The 19513-nt window shown below is 67.3% G+C and carries 32 protein-coding genes; 31 read left to right on the top strand and 1 reads right to left on the bottom strand.

Annotated elements, in window-relative coordinates; genetic code table 11:
* The first annotated feature begins 159 nt into the window (after positions 1–159).
* On the top strand, positions 160–1344 hold the full coding sequence (locus OG488_RS22510) for a hypothetical protein (RefSeq protein ID WP_329231832.1): 1185 nt from the start codon (positions 160–162) through the stop codon (positions 1342–1344).
* A 174-nt stretch (positions 1345–1518) separates the two neighbouring features.
* The gene (locus tag OG488_RS22515; protein ID WP_329231834.1) at positions 1519–2526 is read left to right on the top strand and encodes an ArsR/SmtB family transcription factor; all 1008 of its coding nucleotides are present in this window, start codon (positions 1519–1521) and stop codon (positions 2524–2526) included.
* A gap of 36 nt (positions 2527–2562) precedes the next feature.
* On the opposite strand, the gene OG488_RS22520 is transcribed toward OG488_RS22515, so the two are convergent.
* Positions 2563–3024 (bottom strand): GNAT family N-acetyltransferase, encoded by a 462-nt coding sequence (locus OG488_RS22520; RefSeq protein WP_329231836.1) that lies wholly within the window; start codon positions 3022–3024, stop codon positions 2563–2565.
* Positions 3025–3547: 523 nt separating this feature from the next.
* Between OG488_RS22520 and rpsJ the strand changes: the two genes are divergently transcribed.
* The 29 genes from rpsJ (at position 3548) to OG488_RS22665 (ending at position 19351) form a co-directional block, all read left to right on the top strand.
* Positions 3548–3856, top strand: coding sequence for a 30S ribosomal protein S10 (gene rpsJ / locus OG488_RS22525; protein ID WP_003948644.1), 309 nt, complete (start codon positions 3548–3550; stop codon positions 3854–3856).
* Between the two features lie 14 nt (positions 3857–3870).
* Complete coding sequence (gene rplC, locus OG488_RS22530) at positions 3871–4515, top strand: 50S ribosomal protein L3 (protein ID WP_014154591.1); 645 nt, start codon at positions 3871–3873, stop codon at positions 4513–4515.
* 4 nt (positions 4516–4519) lie between these two features.
* Positions 4520–5170 (top strand): 50S ribosomal protein L4, encoded by a 651-nt coding sequence (rplD, locus tag OG488_RS22535; protein WP_205018350.1) that lies wholly within the window; start codon positions 4520–4522, stop codon positions 5168–5170.
* Positions 5170–5493 (top strand): 50S ribosomal protein L23, encoded by a 324-nt coding sequence (rplW, locus tag OG488_RS22540; protein WP_014154589.1) that lies wholly within the window; start codon positions 5170–5172, stop codon positions 5491–5493. The genes rplD and rplW overlap by 1 nt, the downstream gene beginning before the upstream one ends.
* A 39-nt stretch (positions 5494–5532) precedes the next feature.
* Positions 5533–6369 carry a 50S ribosomal protein L2 gene (gene rplB / locus OG488_RS22545; RefSeq protein ID WP_147959073.1) on the top strand — a complete coding sequence of 279 codons (837 nt, stop codon included), beginning with the start codon at positions 5533–5535 and terminating at the stop codon, positions 6367–6369.
* A 12-nt stretch (positions 6370–6381) separates the two neighbouring features.
* A complete protein-coding gene (gene rpsS, locus OG488_RS22550; protein ID WP_015610726.1) occupies positions 6382–6663 on the top strand; it encodes a 30S ribosomal protein S19 in 282 nt (93 codons plus the stop codon).
* Positions 6664–6705: 42 nt separating this feature from the next.
* Entirely contained in the window at positions 6706–7053 is a 348-nt protein-coding gene (rplV, locus tag OG488_RS22555; RefSeq protein WP_026290933.1) for a 50S ribosomal protein L22, read from the top strand.
* Complete coding sequence (gene rpsC, locus OG488_RS22560) at positions 7053–7889, top strand: 30S ribosomal protein S3 (RefSeq protein ID WP_014047784.1); 837 nt, start codon at positions 7053–7055, stop codon at positions 7887–7889. The genes rplV and rpsC overlap by 1 nt, the downstream gene beginning before the upstream one ends.
* Positions 7890–7894: 5 nt before the next feature.
* A complete protein-coding gene (gene rplP, locus OG488_RS22565) occupies positions 7895–8314 on the top strand; it encodes a 50S ribosomal protein L16 (RefSeq protein ID WP_014154587.1) in 420 nt (139 codons plus the stop codon).
* Entirely contained in the window at positions 8314–8538 is a 225-nt protein-coding gene (gene rpmC, locus OG488_RS22570; protein ID WP_014047786.1) for a 50S ribosomal protein L29, read from the top strand. Before rplP ends, rpmC begins: the two co-directional genes overlap by 1 nt.
* Complete coding sequence (gene rpsQ / locus OG488_RS22575) at positions 8538–8822, top strand: 30S ribosomal protein S17 (protein WP_031096375.1); 285 nt, start codon at positions 8538–8540, stop codon at positions 8820–8822. The genes rpmC and rpsQ overlap by 1 nt, the downstream gene beginning before the upstream one ends.
* A gap of 100 nt (positions 8823–8922) precedes the next feature.
* Positions 8923–9291, top strand: a complete 369-nt coding sequence (gene rplN, locus OG488_RS22580; protein WP_003966950.1) for a 50S ribosomal protein L14 — start codon at positions 8923–8925, stop codon at positions 9289–9291.
* 2 nt (positions 9292–9293) lie between these two features.
* Entirely contained in the window at positions 9294–9617 is a 324-nt protein-coding gene (gene rplX / locus OG488_RS22585) for a 50S ribosomal protein L24 (RefSeq protein WP_014047788.1), read from the top strand.
* Positions 9617–10174, top strand: coding sequence for a 50S ribosomal protein L5 (gene rplE, locus OG488_RS22590; RefSeq protein ID WP_014047789.1), 558 nt, complete (start codon positions 9617–9619; stop codon positions 10172–10174). Before rplX ends, rplE begins: the two co-directional genes overlap by 1 nt.
* A gap of 2 nt (positions 10175–10176) precedes the next feature.
* Entirely contained in the window at positions 10177–10362 is a 186-nt protein-coding gene (locus tag OG488_RS22595; RefSeq protein ID WP_003948630.1) for a type Z 30S ribosomal protein S14, read from the top strand.
* Between the two features lie 223 nt (positions 10363–10585).
* The gene (gene rpsH, locus OG488_RS22600; protein WP_329231840.1) at positions 10586–10984 is read left to right on the top strand and encodes a 30S ribosomal protein S8; all 399 of its coding nucleotides are present in this window, start codon (positions 10586–10588) and stop codon (positions 10982–10984) included.
* Positions 10985–11005: 21 nt separating this feature from the next.
* Positions 11006–11545 (top strand): 50S ribosomal protein L6, encoded by a 540-nt coding sequence (gene rplF, locus OG488_RS22605; RefSeq protein WP_147959075.1) that lies wholly within the window; start codon positions 11006–11008, stop codon positions 11543–11545.
* A gap of 3 nt (positions 11546–11548) precedes the next feature.
* The gene (gene rplR / locus OG488_RS22610) at positions 11549–11932 is read left to right on the top strand and encodes a 50S ribosomal protein L18 (RefSeq protein WP_069171153.1); all 384 of its coding nucleotides are present in this window, start codon (positions 11549–11551) and stop codon (positions 11930–11932) included.
* Positions 11933–11979: 47 nt separating this feature from the next.
* On the top strand, positions 11980–12582 hold the full coding sequence (gene rpsE, locus OG488_RS22615; RefSeq protein WP_014047793.1) for a 30S ribosomal protein S5: 603 nt from the start codon (positions 11980–11982) through the stop codon (positions 12580–12582).
* Positions 12582–12764, top strand: coding sequence for a 50S ribosomal protein L30 (rpmD, locus tag OG488_RS22620; protein ID WP_006126892.1), 183 nt, complete (start codon positions 12582–12584; stop codon positions 12762–12764). Before rpsE ends, rpmD begins: the two co-directional genes overlap by 1 nt.
* A gap of 1 nt (position 12765) precedes the next feature.
* Positions 12766–13221, top strand: coding sequence for a 50S ribosomal protein L15 (gene rplO, locus OG488_RS22625; protein WP_329231843.1), 456 nt, complete (start codon positions 12766–12768; stop codon positions 13219–13221).
* Positions 13222–13445: 224 nt separating this feature from the next.
* Positions 13446–14765, top strand: coding sequence for a preprotein translocase subunit SecY (secY, locus tag OG488_RS22630; protein ID WP_329231845.1), 1320 nt, complete (start codon positions 13446–13448; stop codon positions 14763–14765).
* Complete coding sequence (locus OG488_RS22635; RefSeq protein WP_329231846.1) at positions 14765–15424, top strand: adenylate kinase; 660 nt, start codon at positions 14765–14767, stop codon at positions 15422–15424. Before secY ends, OG488_RS22635 begins: the two co-directional genes overlap by 1 nt.
* A 122-nt stretch (positions 15425–15546) precedes the next feature.
* On the top strand, positions 15547–16383 hold the full coding sequence (map, locus tag OG488_RS22640; protein WP_329231848.1) for a type I methionyl aminopeptidase: 837 nt from the start codon (positions 15547–15549) through the stop codon (positions 16381–16383).
* A 326-nt stretch (positions 16384–16709) separates the two neighbouring features.
* Positions 16710–16931, top strand: a complete 222-nt coding sequence (gene infA, locus OG488_RS22645; RefSeq protein ID WP_003956442.1) for a translation initiation factor IF-1 — start codon at positions 16710–16712, stop codon at positions 16929–16931.
* A 60-nt stretch (positions 16932–16991) separates the two neighbouring features.
* Positions 16992–17105, top strand: coding sequence for a 50S ribosomal protein L36 (gene rpmJ, locus OG488_RS22650; protein WP_003956441.1), 114 nt, complete (start codon positions 16992–16994; stop codon positions 17103–17105).
* Between the two features lie 197 nt (positions 17106–17302).
* Entirely contained in the window at positions 17303–17683 is a 381-nt protein-coding gene (gene rpsM, locus OG488_RS22655) for a 30S ribosomal protein S13 (RefSeq protein ID WP_014047799.1), read from the top strand.
* Positions 17684–17787: 104 nt separating this feature from the next.
* Positions 17788–18192, top strand: coding sequence for a 30S ribosomal protein S11 (rpsK, locus tag OG488_RS22660; protein ID WP_003956432.1), 405 nt, complete (start codon positions 17788–17790; stop codon positions 18190–18192).
* A 136-nt stretch (positions 18193–18328) separates the two neighbouring features.
* Positions 18329–19351 carry a DNA-directed RNA polymerase subunit alpha gene (locus tag OG488_RS22665; RefSeq protein WP_003966937.1) on the top strand — a complete coding sequence of 341 codons (1023 nt, stop codon included), beginning with the start codon at positions 18329–18331 and terminating at the stop codon, positions 19349–19351.
* The last annotated feature ends 162 nt before the right edge of the window (positions 19352–19513 follow it).

Here is a 19513-nt window from a genome sequence, read left to right on the forward strand (position 1 = left end):
ACCAGGACACCCGCCGGCCGGCCTTCGCAGCCCTGCCGGGCGTGGTCGCGGCCCGGTGACCCGTCACAAGACCGTCACGGACCCGCCTCCGCCCTTGCCCTTGATCACCCGTACGCCGTGAAGTGACTGCGACGAGCTGGTGAAGGGGAGGGGACAGCAGTGAGTACGAACAGGGCGCCCGGGGGGCGCTCCGACGACCCGGACGATGTCCCGGTTCCGGACGAGGAGTGGGCGGAGCTGGTGCGCCGGGCGGAGGCGGGGAGCGCGGGGGCCCCGAAGGAGCCGTCGGCGCGGGCCCGCATGGTGACCGCCAGGCTGCGCGCGCTCGACGAGGAGGCCGCGCGGGCCGGCGGGCGGCGCAAGGGCGGCAGGCGCGGTGGCCCGCCCGAACCGTGGCAGCCGGACGGCTGGCGCACCGGCCCCGACACACAGGGGAGGGGGAGCCGGTCGACGCGGCGGCGGCGGATCGCCGGGACCCTGGGTTTCCTTGTCGTCGTGGGGATCCTGCTGGTCACCATGCGGCCGAGCCTGGTGACCGACATCCTTCCCGGGACGGACGCCACCGTGGACACCCTGCCCCTGCCCGCCGAGTCCGCGCCTCCGACCGGCGCGCCCGCCGGTGGGGACCTGGAGCGGCCGACCCTCGCACAGCCCTTCCGCGGCTCACCCGCGCTCCGCTGGGCGGACGGGGCGGAGGGGATCGAGACACCCGAGGCCGAGGCGGTCGGCGGGATGAGCAGGGCCGAGGTCGAGCAGGCCCTGCGGGCCACCCGGCAGCTGCTCGTCACCGCCAATCTGGATCCGGCCACCCTGCGCGGCGAGAAGCCCCGCGAGGCGCTCGGCCTGCTGGACCCCTTGCAGGAGGGCGAGCCGGAACGCCTCGAGAAGGCGCTGGCGGAGCCGGGCGAGGAGCAGGACCCGCTGATGCTGTTCACCCGGTTCGACCCGGACGGGGCCCTGCTGGTGGGGGAGGTCGTCAAGACCCGCGGGCGGATGACCTTCGAGGCGGGTGCGGCGGGCTCCGTGGAGGTGCACGCCGACTACACGTTCGTGTATCCGCTGGTGGAGCCCGACGGCGACGAGGTGGCGCGCACCATCGTGCGCAGGCGGCTGACGACCGCGCTGCACGACCCGCAGCGCTTCGCGGCGACGCGGGGCAAGCTCTCCGTGGTCCGGTCCGAGCAGAACTTCGCCAACACGGCCTGCGAGACCTACGACGGCTTCCTGCACCCGTCCTTCCCGAGCGACGGCCCGGAACCGCAGCCCGAGGGCCCCGAGGTGGACCCCTACGACCGCAGCACGTGGCAGCCCGACGGGTCCTGCGGCACGCTCACGCGTACGTGAGGTGGGCCGCCCGGGGCTGAGGCGGCTGCCGACGGCGATGAACACGCGCTCCCTGTCCGTCCAGCCTCTGTTTATCGCGAACTGATTTCCTCGGTCCACGGTCGCCCGGCCGGACGTACCCGGCCCAGGGCTGTCGCCCGACAGCGCCGGGGCGGGCGAGGGGGGGACGACGACATGCTCCGCATCCACTTCAGCGACGCCGATCTCGCCAGGACCAGGATCGCCGCGGCACCCGATCCCGTCTGGGAGATCGCCGCGAGCCTGCACCGCCTGCAGTCCCGCAGGGGGCGGTGGGCCTATGCCGAGTGGTACCGCACGGCCCGGCGTCAGCTGCGCGAGAAGGGGCTGGAGCGGGTCGTGCGGAACGCCGTCCTGCCCCTGTACCCGAGGGCCGCGTACTTCCCGGACTTCCTGACCCCGGACGACGCGCTCGGCGACCTGGACACGGGGATGGAAGCGATCGTGGCCACGTCCCCGCAGCGGGTCCTGGAGGAGGTGGCGGTCTTCGACCGGACCGTCGGGGCTCCTCGGTGGGCCGGACAGCTGGGCCGGCTCGAGGCGCGCAAGGAGCTGACCGGGGTCCTGCGCAGGTACTACGACGCGGTCGTCGCCCCCTACGAGCAACAGGTGCAGGCGCGCGTCGAAGGGGAGCGGACCTTGCGTCTCCGCGGGCTCATGGACGGGGGCGTGGAGGGCATGCTCTCCGGTCTCGGACCCATGCTGCGCTGGCGTCCTCCCGTCCTGGAGGTCAGCTATCCCCGACAGGCCGCCGACCGGGACATGCACCTGGCGGGCCGCGGGCTCACACTCGTCCCCTCCCACTTCAACTGGGGGGAACCCGTGGCCTTCGCCGATCCCCGGCTGCCGCCCGTGCTCAGGTACTCGATGCTCCACGAGCCGAGCCGGCCCGGCCCGCCCTACGACGCGGACCGCGCGGACAGGTCCTTGACGGCGCTGCTCGGGCGGTCCCGCGCGGCCGCCCTGCGCGCCGCGTCCACCGGGGCCACGACCTCCGAGATGGCCCGGGCCGCGGGGGTCTCCGCGCCCTCCGCCAGCCGGCACGCCACCGCCCTGCGTGACGCCGGGCTCCTCACCACCGTCCGGCACGGACCGGCCGTGCTCCACACCCTCACGCCGACGGGGGCCGCACTGCTGCGGGCGGCCACCGGGCGGTCCGGCTGATCCCGTGGGCCCGGGGAGGTGCTCGGGGCCCCGCTCCTACCTGGCCGTCCGCACCATGTACACGTCCACCGGGTCCTCGCGTTCCAGGGTGAAGCCGTGGCGCTCGTAGAGACCGCGGGCCGCGCTGCCCTGGAGGACCTGGAGGCGGACCGTCGCACCCTCGGCGTCCGTACGGGCCAGAAGGCCGGCCAGGACTGCGGTGCCGATGCCCCTGCCCTGCAGTGACGGGGCGAGGTAGAAGCTGTCCAGCCACCAGCCGTCGCTCCCGTGCGGGCGCAGCGTGACACAGCCGGCGAAGGCGCCGTCCGACTCCACCACCGAGGTGTGCTCGGGGAGGTAGGAGTCCCGCATACGCTGCCGGACCCGGTGCTCGTCGTACCGGCCCAGACGTTCCAGGTCGGGTCGCATGACGACCGCGCGCAGCTCGGCCATGGCCTCGACGTCGCCGGAGGCCGCGGGGCGCAGACGCCAGGCCTGGACAGGGGTGTGCGTAGACATGACGGGATTCAACCAGCACGCGGGACGCGCCCGGAGTCCGCGGCCGTACCGTGGGACAGGGCCGGTCCGGCGGGTCCCTCGAACGCCCGGGCGAGTGTCCGCGCGGCTGAGTGCGCGGGCCGTGCGCCGCTGCGTGTGTTTGATCCATCCCTCACAGGGGGTAGGATCCCCGGCCCGATTGGCCAGGCCCCGGAGCCGTATGGCACACTAGCCAGGTTGCTCGGTTGAGTGTCAATGCTGCGCGCCTCCCGCCGGGAGGACCGGAAGCGAGTCCCACAGTACTCGTCGACCCCCAGGGTCGGACGTACGGGAATCTTTCGGGAAGTTCAGCAGGGCGCAGGCCAGGCACCCGGTGGGGTTCCGCCCCCGGCAGCGCGGCTCAGGCCCGCACCCCCTTGGTTGGGATCTCCTTCGGGAGATTTTCGTAGAGGGGATGCGACACGCCCGACCGCGTGGGTCGGAGGCGGAGTTGTTAGAACTCCCGGGTTCCAGAGCGTTATGAGAGACAGGACTACTAGTAGCCATGGCGGGACAGAAGATCCGCATCCGGCTCAAGGCCTACGACCACGAGGTCATCGACTCCTCGGCGAAGAAGATCGTCGAGACGGTGACCCGCACTGGTGCGTCGGTCGCGGGCCCGGTGCCGCTGCCCACTGAGAAGAACGTGTACTGCGTCATCAAGTCGCCGCACAAGTACAAGGACTCTCGCGAGCACTTCGAGATGCGCACGCACAAGCGCCTCATCGACATTCTCGACCCCACGCCGAAGACGGTTGACTCGCTGATGCGCCTCGACCTGCCGGCTGGCGTCGACATCGAGATCAAGCTCTGAGGGGACGGGCCGAGATGAGCAAGAACATCAAGGGCGTCCTGGGCGAGAAGCTCGGCATGACCCAGGTCTGGGACGAGAACAACCGGGTTGTCCCGGTGACCGTCGTCAAGGCCGGTCCGTGCGTCGTCACGCAGGTGCGTACGAACGACAGCGACGGCTACGAGTCGGTCCAGATCGCCTTCGGCGAGATCGACCCGCGCAAGGTGAACAAGCCCCTCAAGGGCCACTTCGCCAAGGCCGACGTGACCCCGCGCCGCCACCTGGTGGAGCTCCGCACCCCTGACGCCAGCGAGTACACGCTGGGCCAGGAGGTCACTGCCGAGGTGTTCGAGTCCGGCGTCAAGGTTGACGTCACGGGCAAGAGCAAGGGCAAGGGCTTCGCCGGTGTCATGAAGCGTCACAACTTCAAGGGCCTCGGCGCCGGCCACGGCGTCCAGCGCAAGCACCGTTCCCCCGGTTCGATCGGTGGCTGCGCCACCCCTGGGCGTGTCTTCAAGGGCATGCGCATGGCCGGTCGCATGGGTAACGAGCGTGTCACCACCCAGAACCTGACCATCCACGCGGTTGACGCGGAGAAGGGTCTGCTCCTCATCAAGGGCGCGGTCCCCGGTCCGAACGGCGGCCTCGTCCTGGTCCGTACCGCGGCCAAGGGGGCTTGAGGTAATGAGCACCATTGACATCCTTTCGCCGGCAGGCGACAAGGCCGGTACCGTCGAGCTCCCCGCGGAGATCTTCGACGCGAAGACCAGCGTTCCGCTGATCCACCAGGTCGTTGTCGCACAGCTGGCAGCTGCCCGTCAGGGCACGCACAAGACCAAGCGTCGTGGCGAAGTCCGTGGTGGTGGCCGCAAGCCGTACCGCCAGAAGGGCACCGGTCGCGCGCGCCAGGGTTCGACCCGCGCACCGCAGTTCGTCGGCGGTGGCGTCGTCCACGGCCCGCAGCCGCGTGACTACTCGCAGCGCACCCCGAAGAAGATGAAGGCCGCCGCCCTGCGCGGTGCCCTCTCGGACCGGGCGCGTCACTCCCGCATCCACGTCGTCACCGGCGTGGTCGAGGGTGGGATCTCCACCAAGGCCGCCAAGACGCTGTTCGGCAAGATCTCGGAGCGCAGCAACCTGCTCCTGGTCGTCGACCGCGCCGACGAGGCCGCGTGGCTGTCCGCGCGCAACCTGCCCCAGGTGCACATCCTGGAGCCGGGCCAGCTGAACACGTACGACGTGATCGTCTCTGACGACGTGGTCTTCACCCAGGCCGCTTTCGAGTCCTTCGTGTCTGGCCCCCAGACCGCTGAGACCGAAGGGAGCGCCGCCTGATGAGTGAGGCGACCGTTACCAGCAAGACCTACTCGGACCCGCGTGACGTTCTCGTCAAGCCGGTTGTTTCCGAGAAGAGCTACGCGCTGCTCGACGAGAACAAGTACACGTTCATCGTGGCGCCCGGCTCCAACAAGACCCAGATCAAGCAGGCCGTGGAAGCGGTCTTCTCGGTCAAGGTCACCGGGGTCAACACGATCAACCGGCAGGGTAAGCGCAAGCGCACCAAGACCGGTTTCGGCAAGCGCGCCGACACGAAGCGCGCCATCGTGACCCTCGCCGAGGGCGACCGTATCGACATCTTCGGCGGCCCGACCTCCTGACGGAGGTCGAGTCGTCCGGAATCGGACGAGGACTGAGAAATGGGTATCCGCAAGTACAAGCCGACGACCCCGGGCCGTCGTGGCTCCAGCGTCGCCGACTTTGTCGAGATCACGCGGTCCACGCCGGAGAAGTCGCTGGTCCGCCCCCTGCACAGCAAGGGCGGCCGTAACAACGCCGGTCGTGTGACCGTTCGCCACCAGGGCGGTGGCCACAAGCGCGCCTACCGAGTGATCGACTTCCGTCGTCACGACAAGGACGGCGTGCCGGCCAAGGTCGCGCACATCGAGTACGACCCCAACCGCACCGCGCGCATCGCGCTGCTGCACTACGCGGACGGCGAGAAGCGTTACATCGTCGCCCCCCGTGGTCTGTCGCAGGGTGACCGCGTCGAGAACGGTCCGGGCGCCGACATCAAGCCGGGCAACAACCTGGCGCTGCGCAACATCCCGGTCGGTACGACCATCCACGCCATCGAGATCCGTCCCGGTGGCGGCGCGAAGTTCGCCCGCTCCGCGGGTGCCTCCGTGCAGCTGCTGGCGAAGGAGGGCACCATGGCCCACCTTCGTATGCCGTCCGGAGAGATCCGGCTGGTCGACGCCCGTTGCCGCGCCACCATCGGTGAGGTCGGCAACGCCGAGCAGTCGAACATCAACTGGGGCAAGGCCGGCCGCATGCGCTGGAAGGGCGTTCGCCCGACCGTCCGCGGTGTCGCGATGAACCCGGTTGACCACCCGCACGGTGGTGGTGAAGGCAAGACCTCCGGTGGACGTCACCCGGTCTCGCCGTGGGGTCAGAAGGAGGGTCGTACTCGCTCGCCGAAGAAGGCATCGAGCAAGTACATCGTCCGCCGCCGCAAGACGAACAAGAAGCGCTAGGAGCGGGTTTAGATGCCGCGCAGTCTCAAGAAGGGGCCCTTCGTCGACGGCCACCTCGTCAAGAAGGTGGACGTACAGAACGAAGCCGGCACCAAGAACGTCATCAAGACCTGGTCCCGTCGCTCGATGATCATCCCGGCAATGCTGGGCCACACCATCGCGGTGCACAACGGCAAGATCCACGTCCCGGTGTTCGTCACCGAGTCGATGGTCGGCCACAAGCTCGGCGAGTTCTCGCCGACTCGCACCTTCCGCGGCCACGTCAAGGACGACCGGAAGTCGAAGCGCCGCTAGCGCGGGGTGGAAACGACTATGACTCACACCGAAGGGACAACCATGGAAGCCAGGGCCCAGGCGCGGTACATCCGCGTCACGCCCATGAAGGCCCGCCGCGTGGTGGACCTCATCCGTGGCATGGATGCCACGGAGGCTCAGGCGGTCCTGCGTTTCGCCCCGCAGGCCGCGAGCGTGCCGGTTGGCAAGGTGCTTGACAGCGCCATCGCCAACGCTGCACACAACTACGACCACCCTGACGCCTCTTCGCTGGTCATCAGCGAGGCGTACGTGGACGAGGGCCCGACCCTGAAGCGGTTCCGTCCGCGTGCTCAGGGCCGTGCCTACCGGATCCGTAAGCGGACCAGCCACATCACCGTGGTCGTCAGCAGCAAGGAAGGAACCCGGTAATGGGCCAGAAGGTAAACCCGCACGGGTTCCGGCTCGGCATTACCACGGACTTCAAGTCCCGTTGGTACGCCGACAAGCTGTACAAGGACTACGTCAAGGAAGACGTCGCCATTCGTCGCATGATGACGAAGGGCATGGAGCGGGCCGGCATCTCGAAGGTCGAGATCGAGCGCACCCGCGACCGCGTCCGCGTTGACATCCACACCGCCCGCCCGGGCATCGTCATCGGCCGCCGCGGCGCCGAGGCCGACCGCATCCGTGGCGAGCTGGAGAAGCTGACCGGCAAGCAGGTCCAGCTGAACATCCTCGAGGTCAAGAACCCCGAGGTGGACGCTCAGCTGGTGGCCCAGGCCGTCGCCGAGCAGCTCTCCTCCCGTGTCTCCTTCCGTCGTGCCATGCGTAAGAGCATGCAGAGCACGATGAAGGCGGGCGCCAAGGGCATCAAGATCCAGTGCGGTGGCCGCCTCGGCGGCGCCGAGATGTCCCGCTCGGAGTTCTACCGCGAGGGCCGCGTGCCCCTGCACACGCTCCGTGCGAACGTCGACTACGGCTTCTTCGAGGCCAAGACGACCTTCGGCCGCATCGGTGTGAAGGTCTGGATCTACAAGGGCGACGTCAAGAACATCGCCGAGGTCCGCGCCGAGAACGCAGCGGCTCGCGCCGGCAACCGTCCGGCTCGTGGCGGCGCTGACCGCCCGGCCGGCCGTGGTGGCCGTGGTGGCGAGCGTGGCGGTCGCGGCCGCAAGCCGCAGCAGTCCGCGCCGGCAGCCGAGGCCCCCAAGGCCGACGCTCCCGCCGCCGCTGCTCCGGCTGAGAGCACCGGAACGGAGGCCTGACCGAAATGCTGATCCCCCGTAGGGTCAAGCACCGCAAGCAGCACCACCCGAAGCGCAGCGGAATGTCCAAGGGTGGCACGCAGGTTGCGTTCGGCGAGTACGGCATCCAGGCGCTGTCCCCGGCGTACGTGACGAACCGCCAGATCGAGGCCGCTCGTATCGCGATGACCCGCCACATCAAGCGTGGCGGCAAGGTCTGGATCAACATCTACCCGGACCGCCCCCTGACGAAGAAGCCTGCCGAGACCCGCATGGGTTCCGGTAAGGGTTCTCCCGAGTGGTGGATCGCGAACGTCAAGCCCGGTCGGGTGATGTTCGAGCTGTCCTACCCGAACGAGAAGATTGCTCGTGAGGCGCTCACCCGCGCTGCTCACAAGCTTCCGATGAAGTGCCGGATCGTTCGGCGCGAGGCAGGTGAGTCGTGATGTCGGCCGGTACCAAGGCGTCCGAGCTGCGCGAGCTGGGCAACGAGGAGCTCCTCAACAAGCTCCGCGAGGCCAAGGAAGAGCTGTTCAACCTCCGCTTCCAGGCGGCGACCGGACAGCTCGAGAACCACGGTCGGCTCAAGTCCGTCCGTAAGGACATCGCCCGGATCTACACCCTGATGCGCGAGCGCGAGCTGGGCATCGAGACGGTGGAGAGCGTCTGATGAGCGAGAAGACTGTGACTGAGACCAACACTGACCGCGGTTTCCGCAAGACCCGTGAGGGTCTGGTCGTCAGCGACAAGATGGACAAGACCGTCGTCGTCGCTGTCGAGGACCGCGTCAAGCACGCGCTGTACGGCAAGGTCATCCGCCGTACGAACAAGCTCAAGGCTCACGACGAGCAGAACGCTGCCGGCGTCGGCGACCGCGTCATCATCATGGAGACGCGTCCGCTGTCCGCCACGAAGCGCTGGCGCATCGTCGAGATCCTCGAGAAGGCCAAGTAATCCCTGAGGGGGTCTCCCCTCAGGACAGTTCCGCCAGGCTCGGCGGGGACTCCTTCACCGGAGTCCCCGCCGGGAACCGGCAGACGATCAGGAGATAGACGTGATCCAGCAGGAGTCGCGACTGCGCGTCGCCGACAACACGGGTGCGAAGGAAATTCTCACCATCCGTGTTCTCGGTGGCTCGGGTCGTCGCTACGCGGGTATCGGTGACGTCATCGTCGCCACCGTCAAGGACGCGATCCCCGGTGGCAACGTGAAGAAGGGTGACGTCGTCAAGGCCGTCATCGTTCGCACCGTCAAGGAGCGTCGTCGTCAGGATGGCTCGTACATCCGCTTCGACGAGAACGCCGCTGTCATTCTCAAGAACGACGGCGACCCCCGCGGCACCCGTATCTTCGGCCCGGTGGGCCGAGAGCTGCGCGAGAAGAAGTTCATGAAGATCATCTCGCTCGCGCCGGAGGTGCTGTAAGCATGAAGATCAAGAAGGGCGACCTGGTTCAGGTCATCACCGGTAAGGACAAGGGCAAGCAGGGCAAGGTCATCGTTGCCTTCCCCGCTCAGGACCGCGTCCTCGTCGAGGGTGTCAACCGGGTCAAGAAGCACACCAAGGCCGGTCAGACGGCTCGCGGTTCGCAGACGGGTGGCATTGTCACCACCGAGGCCCCGATCCACGTCAGCAACGTTCAGCTGGTCGTGGAGAAGGACGGCAACAAGGTCGTCACCCGCGTCGGCTACCGCTTTGACGACGAGGGCAAGAAGATCCGCGTTGCCAAGCGGACCGGTGAGGACATCTGATGACGACCACCACTGCGCCGCGTCTCAAGACGCGCTACCGCGAGGAAATCGCCGGCAAGCTGCGTGAGGAGTTCTCGTACGAGAACGTCATGCAGGTTCCCGGTCTGGTCAAGATCGTGGTCAACATGGGTGTGGGCGACGCCGCCCGCGACTCCAAGCTGATCGACGGTGCCGTCAGGGACCTCACCACGATCACCGGCCAGAAGCCCGCCGTCACGAAGGCCCGCAAGTCGATCGCGCAGTTCAAGCTGCGCGAGGGGCAGCCGATCGGCTGCCACGTCACCCTCCGTGGTGACCGCATGTGGGAGTTCCTGGACCGTACGCTGTCGCTCGCGCTTCCGCGTATCCGTGACTTCCGCGGTCTGTCGCCGAAGCAGTTCGACGGCCGTGGCAACTACACCTTCGGTCTCACGGAGCAGGTCATGTTCCACGAGATCGACCAGGACAAGATCGACCGGGTCCGGGGCATGGACATCACCGTGGTCACCACGGCGACCAACGACGACGAGGGTCGTGCCCTGCTTCGTCACCTCGGCTTCCCGTTCAAGGAGAACTGACCGTGGCGAAGAAGGCTCTGATCGCTAAGGCCGCCCGTAAGCCGAAGTTCGGCGTGCGCGGTTACACCCGCTGCCAGCGCTGCGGCCGGCCCCACTCCGTCTACCGCAAGTTCGGCCTGTGCCGCGTGTGCCTTCGTGAGATGGCTCACCGTGGCGAGCTGCCGGGCGTGACCAAGAGCTCCTGGTAATTCTCCTTCGCCCCTAGGGGCTTGGGAGGACCAGAAAGCTCTCGGTAAGTATCCGGTCGGCAGGAGCCCCGCTCTTCATGCCGTAGGCTTGAAGGGTTGGGCGCCTGCCGCCCTGACCGACTTACTACGCCGTAGGTCCCCGCACCGCACCCGTCCCGCCACTGAGTGGGGAGAGGGATGGCGCATACAGGAAACCCCGGCGAGAGAGGCCGAAGGCCAACTCATGACCATGACTGATCCCATCGCAGACATGCTCACGCGTCTGCGTAACGCGAACTCGGCGTATCACGACGATGTCGCAATGCCGCACAGCAAGATCAAGTCGCACATCGCGGAGATCCTCCAGCAGGAGGGCTTCATCACCGGCTGGAAGGTCGAGGACGCCGAGGTCGGCAAGAGCCTCGTTCTCGAGCTGAAGTTCGGGCCGAACCGCGAGCGTTCGATTGCCGGCATCAAGCGCATCTCGAAGCCGGGTCTGCGTGTGTACGCAAAGTCCACGAGTCTGCCGAAGGTTCTCGGCGGCCTGGGCGTGGCGATCATCTCCACGTCCCACGGTCTCCTGACCGGCCAGCAGGCCAGCAAGAAGGGCGTAGGTGGGGAAGTCCTCGCCTACGTCTGGTAGTCGGGAACGGAGGAATAGCTCATGTCGCGAATCGGCAAGCTCCCCATCCAGGTTCCCGCCGGTGTGGACGTCACCATCGATGGCCGCACGGTCGCGGTGAAGGGCCCCAAGGGTTCCCTCTCGCACACCGTCGCAGCGCCGATCGAGGTCACCAAGGGTGAGGACGGCGTGCTCAACGTCGTCCGCCCGAACGACGAGCGTCAGAACAAGGCCCTTCACGGCCTGTCCCGCACGCTGGTGGCGAACATGATCACCGGCGTGACCGCGGGATACAGCAAGGCGCTCGAGATCAGCGGTGTCGGTTACCGAGTCCAGGCGAAGGGCTCCAACCTGGAGTTCGCCCTGGGCTACAGCCACCCGATCCTCATCGAGGCCCCCGAGGGCATCACCTTCAAGGTCGAGTCGCCCACGAAGTTCAGTGTCGAGGGCATCGACAAGCAGAAGGTCGGCGAGGTCTCGGCGAAGATCCGCAAGCTGCGGAAGCCTGACCCGTACAAGGCCAAGGGCGTCAAGTACGCCGGCGAGGTTATCCGCCGCAAGGTCGGAAAGGCGGGTAAGTAAGCCATGGCATACGGTGTAAAGATCGCCAAGGGTGACGCCTACAAGCGTGCCGCCCTCAAGCGCCGCCACATCCGCGTCCGCAAGCACATCTCCGGTTCGCCGGAGAGGCCGCGCCTGGTCGTGACGCGTTCCAACCGCCACATGGTGGCTCAGGTCATCGACGACATCGCGGGCCACACGCTCGCGTCGGCGTCGACCCTGGACGCTTCCATCCGCGGTGGCGAGGGTGACAAGAGCACCCTGGCCAAGCAGGTCGGCGCACTTGTCGCCGAGCGTGCCAAGGCCGCAGGCGTCGAGGCCGTCGTGTTTGACCGCGGTGGTAACCAGTACGCCGGGCGGATTGCCGCTCTGGCTGACGCCGCCCGTGAAGCCGGGCTGAAGTTCTAAGCCCCGGTTCCTACGCACAGCGGACGTAACAGAGAGAGGTAAATCCAATGGCTGGACCCCAGCGCCGCGGAAGCGGTGCCGGTGGCGGCGAGCGGCGGGACCGGAAGGGCCGTGACGGTGGCGCTGCCGCCGAGAAGACCGCGTACGTCGAGCGCGTCGTCGCGATCAACCGCGTCGCCAAGGTAGTGAAGGGTGGTCGTCGCTTCAGCTTCACCGCGCTGGTCGTGGTGGGCGATGGTGACGGCACCGTCGGTGTCGGATACGGCAAGGCCAAGGAAGTTCCCGCGGCCATCGCCAAGGGCGTCGAAGAGGCCAAGAAGAGCTTCTTCAAGGTCCCGCGTATCCAGGGCACCATCCCTCACCCGATCCAGGGCGAGAAGGCTGCGGGCGTCGTCCTGCTCAAGCCTGCTTCCCCCGGTACCGGTGTGATCGCGGGTGGCCCGGTGCGCGCCGTTCTGGAGTGCGCCGGCGTTCACGACATCCTGTCGAAGTCGCTCGGTTCTTCGAACCCGATCAACATCGTGCACGCGACCGTGGCGGCCCTCCAGGGCCTGCAGCGTCCCGAGGAGATCGCGGCCCGCCGCGGTCTGCCCCTCGAGGACGTCGCCCCCGCGGCTCTGCTTCGTGCGCGTGCGGGAGCGGGTGCGTAATGGCTCGCCTCAAGATCACGCAGACGAAGTCGTACATCGGCAGCAAGCAGAACCACCGCGACACCCTGCGTTCGCTCGGGCTCAAGCGCCTGAACGACTCGGTTGTCAAGGAGGACCGCCCCGAGTTCCGCGGCATGGTGCAGACCGTCCGCCACCTCGTGACGGTTGAGGAGGTTGACTGACATGGCGGAGAACAGCCCGCTGAAGGCCCACAACCTCCGGCCTGCCCCGGGCGCCAAGACCGCCAAGACCCGTGTGGGTCGTGGTGAGGCGTCCAAGGGTAAGACCGCAGGCCGTGGTACCAAGGGTACGAAGGCTCGTTACCAGGTTCCGGAGCGCTTCGAGGGTGGCCAGATGCCCCTCCACATGCGTCTCCCGAAGCTCAAGGGCTTCAAGAACCCGTTCCGCACGGAGTACCAGGTCGTGAACCTGGACAAGCTCGCGACGCTCTACCCCGAGGGTGGAGAGGTCACGGTGGCCGACCTGGTCGCCAAGGGCGCCGTGCGCAACAACCACCTCGTCAAGGTCCTCGGACAGGGCGAGATCTCCGTGGCGCTGCAGGTTTCGGTTGACGCCGTCTCCGGCTCCGCCAAGGAGAAGATTGCCGCCGCAGGCGGCTCCGTCACCGAACTCGTCTGAGACAACTCGGACAGGGCTGTGGCCTGAACACCCGACCGGGGATGCCTCTCATTTGGGGCATCCCCGGTTGGTCGTTCCTAGGGGGGCATGTCCGCCGGTAAGGTGGCGTGCATTGTTGCTGTGGTAAGTCCTGGGCAAACGCCCGGGGTCCTTTGGCTGTTACGTAACCGTCGATCCTCAAGACCGTCACCTCACGCTTTTGCGCGGGGGTCGCAGGAGGCACCGTGCTCACCGCGTTCGCCCGGGCGTTCAAGACGCCCGACCTGCGCAAGAAGCTGCTCTTCACGCTCGGCATCATCGTGCTCTACCGACTCGGGGCGCACATCCCCGTACCGGGGGTGAGCTACGAGAACGTCCAGACCTGTGTTGACCAGGCCAGCAAGGGCAACAACAGCCTCTTCGGTCTGGTCAACATGTTCAGCGGTGGTGCACTGCTGCAGATCACGATCTTCGCGCTCGGCATCATGCCGTACATCACGGCCAGCATCATTCTTCAGCTGCTGACCGTCGTCATCCCCCGGCTCGAAGCCCTCAAGAAGGAGGGGCAGTCGGGCACGGCCAAGATCACGCAGTACACGCGTTATCTGACCGTCGCGCTCGCCATCCTCCAGGGCACCGGCCTGGTGGCGACCGCCCGCAGCGGCGCGCTGTTCAGCGGCTGCCCCGTCGCCGACCAGATCGTCCCCAACCAGTCGATCTTCACGACCGTCGTCATGGTGATCACCATGACCGCGGGAACCGCCGCCGTCATGTGGCTCGGTGAGCTCATCACCGACCGCGGCATCGGCAACGGCATGTCGATCCTGATGTTCATCTCGATCGCCGCCAGCTTCCCCGGCGCCCTGTGGGCCATCAAGCAGAGCGGCAAGCTGGCCGACGGCTGGATCGAGTTCATCACCGTCATCCTCGTCGGATTCGTGATGGTCGGGCTCGTCGTCTTCGTCGAGCAGGCCCAGCGGCGCATCCCCGTGCAGTACGCGAAGCGGATGATCGGGCGCCGGTCCTACGGCGGTACGTCCACTTACATCCCGTTGAAGGTGAACCAGGCGGGTGTGATTCCCGTCATCTTCGCTTCTTCGCTGCTCTACATCCCTGCTCTAATCGTTCAGTTCTCCAACTCCACCGCGGGCTGGGCGACCTGGATTCAGGATCACTTCGTCAAGGGCGACCACCCGTATTACATCGCGACCTACTTCGTGCTGATCGTGTTCTTCGCCTTCTTCTACGTGGCGATCTCGTTCAACCCCGAAGAAGTCGCCGACAACATGAAGAAGTATGGTGGCTTCATCCCGGGTATCCGGGCTGGTCGACCTACAGCCGAGTATCTGAGCTACGTGCTCAACCGGATCACTTGGCCGGGATCGCTGTACTTGGGGCTGATCGCTCTTGTGCCGACGATGGCGTTGGCGGGCTTCGGTGGCGCGAACCAGAACTTCCCGTTCGGCGGGACGAGCATCCTGATCATCGTGGGTGTGGGTCTGGAGACCGTGAAGCAGATCGAGAGTCAGCTCCAGCAGCGCAATTACGAAGGGTTCCTCCGCTGATGCGAATCGTCCTCGTCGGGCCGCCCGGTGCCGGCAAGGGAACGCAGGCTGCGTTCCTTGCCAGGAATCTCTCGATTCCGCACATCTCCACGGGCGACCTCTTCCGCGCCAACATCAGCCAGGGCACCGACCTTGGCAAGCAGGCCCGTGCCTACATGGACGCGGGACAGCTGGTGCCGGACGAAGTCACCATCGCGATGGCCAAGGACCGCATGGCCCAGCCGGACGCCGAGAACGGCTTCCTGCTGGACGGCTTCCCCCGCAACGTGGGGCAGGCCGTGGCGCTCGACGAGATGCTTCTCGGCGAGGGCGTCAAGCTCGACGCGGTCCTGGACCTCGAGGTCCCCGAGGACGAGGTGGTCAAGCGCATCGCGGGCCGCCGCATCTGCCGTAACGACAGCGCGCACGTCTTCCACGTGTCGTACAACCCGCCGAAGACCGAGGGCGTCTGCGACGCCTGCGGTGGCGAGCTGTACCAGCGGGACGACGACACCGAGGAGACCGTGCGTACGCGTCTCGAGGTCTACCACACGCAGACCGAGCCGATCATCGACCACTACCGGTCGCAGGGTTTGGTCGTGACGATCTCCGCGCTCGGCAAGGTCACCGAGGTGACCGAGCGGGCCATGGAGGCCCTCAAGAAGTCCGACGAGGGCTGACGCCCCGCGTTCCACCACCACAGCCGGCCGCGGCGCCCTCGGGCGTCGCGGCCGACTGTTTGCGCCGTATCGTGGAGTACGGCCGCAGACCGTTCCCTTCGTACGCAGAGAGGCGCCCAGCGATGGTGCAGATCAAGACCCCCGAGCAGATCGCGAAGATGCGCGAGGCGGGCCTCGTGGTCGCTGCCATTCACGCCGCCACCCGCGAGGCGGCCGTGCCCGGCGCCACGACGAAGGACCTGGACGAGGTCGCGCGCAAGGTGATCGCCGACCACGGGGCGAAGTCGAACTTCCTGGGCTACGGCGGTTTCCCGGCCACGATCTGCACCTCGGTCAACGAGGTCGTCGTGCACGGCATCCCGGACGAGAAGACCGTCCTCAAGGACGGCGACATCATCTCGATCGACGCCGGCGCGATCATCGACGGCTGGCACGGCGACGCGGCGTACACCGCCTTCGTGGGCACCGGCCACGCTCCGGAGCTCGTCGAGCTCTCCCGGGTGACCGAGGAGTCCATGTGGGCCGGGATCGCCGCGATGAAGGTGAACAACCGGCTCGTCGACATCTCGAAGGCCATCGAGTCCTACATCCGCCGCCAGCCCCGCCCGGCGACCGGCAAGTACGGGATCATCGAGGACTACGGCGGCCACGGCATCGGCACCGAGATGCACATGGACCCGCACCTGCTGAACTACGTGTCCCGCAAGCGCGGCAAGGGCATCAAGCTGGTCCCGGGCGTCTGCCTGGCCATCGAGCCCATGGTGTCGCTGGGCACGGCGCAGACCAAGGTCCTCTCCGACGAGTGGACGGTCCTCACGACCGACGGCACCTGGTCCTCCCACTGGGAGCACTCGATCGCCCTCACGGAGCAGGGCCCGCTGGTCCTGACCGCCCCCGACTGCGGCCGGGCGAAGCTCGCCCAGTACGGGGTCGAGGCGGCCCCGGACCCGCTGGGCTGAGGTCGATCCGGCGGGCGGAGTCCGGCGCGGCGGTCCGAAGCAGGTGAGGCGCCCCCGGGCGCCGGCCCCGCGAGGGGTGCACGGGGGAGGGGCCGGGGTCGAGGCGGCCCCGGACCCGCTGGGCCGAGCCGCACCCTCCTCCCGGGCCGGACCGCGCACAGGACTGTCCGGCTGATCCGTGTCTAAGGATCAGAGGAAGTGGGCAAACTTGACGGATTCGTCTTTTGGAGTCCGCTGACGTAGACTGACTCGTCGGCTCTCGTGCATCCGTGTGTCTGCATGCGGTGGTGGGAGTCGATCAAGGTAGCCGATTCGAAAGGCGAAGCGTGGCCAAGAAGCAAGGTGCCATCGAAATTGAGGGCACCGTGATCGAGTCCCTCCCGAACGCCATGTTCAAGGTGGAACTCCAGAACGGTCACAAAGTCCTCGCGCACATCAGCGGCAAGATGCGGATGCACTACATCCGTATCCTCCCGGATGACCGGGTCGTCGTGGAGCTCTCTCCGTACGACCTGACGCGTGGCCGGATCGTCTACCGGTACAAGTAGATCTTGCCGCCATCACGCTTCGGCGTGGTGAGGGCACTGACCCGGAGAACCTGACATCCCATGAAGGTCAAGCCGAGCGTCAAGAAGATCTGCGACAAGTGCAAGGTGATCCGCCGTCACGGCCGGGTCATGGTCATCTGCGACAACCTGCGCCACAAGCAGCGCCAGGGCTGACGCACGACCCCCTGCATCTCGCAGTTCTTCGCGCGACGCACGTAAACGTACATACGCAGAGCCCGTCCAAGCTTCGGCTGACGACACCTCCGGCGGGGGCCGGGGACCTGGGCGTACCACCTCCTCCCACGCGGTCGAGGTCGGCGTCCCGGAGTGGCTCTGCGGAAGACCCCCGACATAACAACTGGAGCCATTGAATGGCACGCGTTTCAGGTGTTGACATCCCGCGCGAAAAGCGCGTGGAGGTTGCCCTCACCTACGTCTTCGGCATCGGGCGCACCCGGTCCAAGGAGATCCTCGCCACCACCGGCGTGAACCCCAACACCCGCGTTCGTGACCTGGCCGAAGAGGACCTGGTCAAGATCCGCGAGTACGTGGACGCCAACCTCCGCACCGAGGGTGACCTTCGCCGCGAGATCCAGGGCGACATCCGCCGCAAGATCGAGATCGGCTGCTACCAGGGCATCCGGCACCGTCGCGGTCTGCCGGTCCACGGTCAGCGCACCAGCACCAACGCGCGTACCCGTAAGGGCCCGCGTCGCGCCATCGCCGGTAAGAAGAAGCCGGGCAAGAAGTAGTCCTCAGCGGACGCACTGCGGGTGTCCGGCCACCGGACGTTCGCGGAAACCAGCGGTCTTCGCTGTAGGACCGATCACCTCCCCTCTCCATCTGGAGTCAAGACATGCCCCCCAAGGGTCGTCAGGGCGCAGCCAAGAAGGTGCGTCGCAAGGAAAAGAAGAACGTCGCTCACGGCCACGCGCACATCAAGAGCACGTTCAACAACACCATCGTCTCGATCACGGACCCCTCGGGCAACGTGATCTCCTGGGCCTCCGCCGGCCACGTCGGCTTCAAGGGCTCGCGCAAGTCCACCCCCTTCGCCGCGCAGATGGCCGCCGAGTCGGCCGCCCGCCGTGCGCAGGAGCACGGCATGCGCAAGGTCGACGTCTTCGTCAAGGGTCCCGGCTCCGGCCGTGAGACCGCGATCCGCTCCCTCCAGGCCACGGGCCTCGAGGTCGGTTCGATCCAGGACGTCACCCCGACGCCGCACAACGGCTGCCGTCCGCCGAAGCGTCGCCGCGTCTGATCCGTCACGGCCGGTGACGGCCGTGCGGCAGTAGCGTGGGTCCGGGCGGTACGCCTCTTCGGGGGCGTGCCGCCCGTACCCTTGTTTCATCTGTCGGGCATCAAATAGTGGGTGCCCACGACTGAAGGATTCCTTCATGCTTATCGCTCAGCGTCCGTCGCTGACCGAAGAGGTCGTCGACGAGTTCCGCTCCCGGTTCGTGATCGAGCCGCTGGAGCCGGGCTTCGGTTACACCCTCGGCAACTCCCTGCGTCGCACGCTCCTCTCCTCGATCCCCGGTGCCGCTGTCACCAGCATCCGGATCGACGGTGTCCTGCACGAGTTCACCACCGTGCCGGGCGTCAAGGAGGACGTGACCGACCTCATCCTCAACATCAAGCAGCTGGTCGTCTCCTCGGAGCACGACGAGCCGGTCGTGATGTACCTGCGCAAGCAGGGTCCCGGCCTGGTCACCGCTGCTGACATCGCCCCGCCGGCCGGTGTCGAGGTCCACAACCCGGACCTCGTCCTGGCCACGCTGAACGGCAAGGGCAAGCTGGAGATGGAGCTGACCGTCGAGCGCGGTCGCGGCTACGTCTCCGCCGTCCAGAACAAGCAGGTGGGCCAGGAGATCGGCCGGATCCCGGTCGACTCCATCTACTCGCCGGTGCTCAAGGTCACGTACAAGGTCGAGGCGACCCGTGTCGAGCAGCGCACCGACTTCGACAAGCTGATCGTCGACGTCGAGACCAAGCAGGCCATGCGTCCCCGTGACGCCATGGCGTCGGCCGGTAAGACCCTGGTCGAGCTGTTCGGTCTGGCGCGCGAGCTCAACATCGACGCCGAGGGCATCGACATGGGCCCGTCCCCGACGGACGCCGCGCTCGCCGCCGATCTGGCGCTGCCGATCGAGGAGCTCGAGCTCACGGTCCGTTCGTACAACTGCCTCAAGCGCGAGGGCATCCACTCCGTGGGTGAGCTCGTGGCCCGTTCCGAGGCGGACCTGCTCGACATCCGCAACTTCGGTGCGAAGTCGATCGACGAGGTCAAGGCGAAGCTGGCCGGTATGGGCCTGGCGCTGAAGGACTCGCCTCCCGGCTTCGACCCGACCGCCGCCGCCGACGCCTTCGGCGCCGACGACGACGCGGACGCCGGTTTCGTGGAGACCGAGCAGTACTGATCCGCCTCCGGCGGGGGTGCCCGGGTTTCCGGGTGCCCCGCGCCGGGTGAGGGCTTCGTCCTCAATCTCCCCCGGACTTAGTCCGGGGGACCCCCGACGGGCTTGGTCTTGCCGTGGGGGAGAGACTTCCGCGGGGCGGCCGCCTCGCGGGAACTGACACCG

Origin of the sequence: Streptomyces sp. NBC_01460 (assembly GCF_036227405.1) — a bacterium.
Classification (GTDB): Bacteria; Actinomycetota; Actinomycetes; order Streptomycetales; family Streptomycetaceae; genus Streptomyces.

Bases quoted from the DNA above. Each gene is read 5' to 3' on its own strand.
- OG488_RS22515 (WP_329231834.1), top strand. From the start codon at position 1,519: ATGCTCCGCATCCACTTCAGCGACGCCGATCTCGCCAGGACCAGGATC.
- OG488_RS22520 (WP_329231836.1), bottom strand. From the start codon at position 3,024: ATGTCTACGCACACCCCTGTCCAGGCCTGGCGTCTGCGCCCCGCGGCC.
- rpsJ (WP_003948644.1), top strand. From the start codon at position 3,548: ATGGCGGGACAGAAGATCCGCATCCGGCTCAAGGCCTACGACCACGAG.
- rplC (WP_014154591.1), top strand. From the start codon at position 3,871: ATGAGCAAGAACATCAAGGGCGTCCTGGGCGAGAAGCTCGGCATGACC.
- rplD (WP_205018350.1), top strand. From the start codon at position 4,520: ATGAGCACCATTGACATCCTTTCGCCGGCAGGCGACAAGGCCGGTACC.
- rplW (WP_014154589.1), top strand. From the start codon at position 5,170: ATGAGTGAGGCGACCGTTACCAGCAAGACCTACTCGGACCCGCGTGAC.
- rplB (WP_147959073.1), top strand. From the start codon at position 5,533: ATGGGTATCCGCAAGTACAAGCCGACGACCCCGGGCCGTCGTGGCTCC.
- rpsS (WP_015610726.1), top strand. From the start codon at position 6,382: ATGCCGCGCAGTCTCAAGAAGGGGCCCTTCGTCGACGGCCACCTCGTC.
- rplV (WP_026290933.1), top strand. From the start codon at position 6,706: ATGGAAGCCAGGGCCCAGGCGCGGTACATCCGCGTCACGCCCATGAAG.
- rpsC (WP_014047784.1), top strand. From the start codon at position 7,053: ATGGGCCAGAAGGTAAACCCGCACGGGTTCCGGCTCGGCATTACCACG.
- rplP (WP_014154587.1), top strand. From the start codon at position 7,895: ATGCTGATCCCCCGTAGGGTCAAGCACCGCAAGCAGCACCACCCGAAG.
- rpmC (WP_014047786.1), top strand. From the start codon at position 8,314: ATGTCGGCCGGTACCAAGGCGTCCGAGCTGCGCGAGCTGGGCAACGAG.
- rpsQ (WP_031096375.1), top strand. From the start codon at position 8,538: ATGAGCGAGAAGACTGTGACTGAGACCAACACTGACCGCGGTTTCCGC.
- rplX (WP_014047788.1), top strand. From the start codon at position 9,294: ATGAAGATCAAGAAGGGCGACCTGGTTCAGGTCATCACCGGTAAGGAC.
- rplE (WP_014047789.1), top strand. From the start codon at position 9,617: ATGACGACCACCACTGCGCCGCGTCTCAAGACGCGCTACCGCGAGGAA.
- rpsH (WP_329231840.1), top strand. From the start codon at position 10,586: ATGACCATGACTGATCCCATCGCAGACATGCTCACGCGTCTGCGTAAC.
- rplF (WP_147959075.1), top strand. From the start codon at position 11,006: ATGTCGCGAATCGGCAAGCTCCCCATCCAGGTTCCCGCCGGTGTGGAC.
- rplR (WP_069171153.1), top strand. From the start codon at position 11,549: ATGGCATACGGTGTAAAGATCGCCAAGGGTGACGCCTACAAGCGTGCC.
- rpsE (WP_014047793.1), top strand. From the start codon at position 11,980: ATGGCTGGACCCCAGCGCCGCGGAAGCGGTGCCGGTGGCGGCGAGCGG.
- rpmD (WP_006126892.1), top strand. From the start codon at position 12,582: ATGGCTCGCCTCAAGATCACGCAGACGAAGTCGTACATCGGCAGCAAG.
- rplO (WP_329231843.1), top strand. From the start codon at position 12,766: ATGGCGGAGAACAGCCCGCTGAAGGCCCACAACCTCCGGCCTGCCCCG.
- OG488_RS22635 (WP_329231846.1), top strand. From the start codon at position 14,765: ATGCGAATCGTCCTCGTCGGGCCGCCCGGTGCCGGCAAGGGAACGCAG.
- map (WP_329231848.1), top strand. From the start codon at position 15,547: ATGGTGCAGATCAAGACCCCCGAGCAGATCGCGAAGATGCGCGAGGCG.
- rpmJ (WP_003956441.1), top strand. From the start codon at position 16,992: ATGAAGGTCAAGCCGAGCGTCAAGAAGATCTGCGACAAGTGCAAGGTG.
- rpsM (WP_014047799.1), top strand. From the start codon at position 17,303: ATGGCACGCGTTTCAGGTGTTGACATCCCGCGCGAAAAGCGCGTGGAG.
- rpsK (WP_003956432.1), top strand. From the start codon at position 17,788: ATGCCCCCCAAGGGTCGTCAGGGCGCAGCCAAGAAGGTGCGTCGCAAG.
- OG488_RS22665 (WP_003966937.1), top strand. From the start codon at position 18,329: ATGCTTATCGCTCAGCGTCCGTCGCTGACCGAAGAGGTCGTCGACGAG.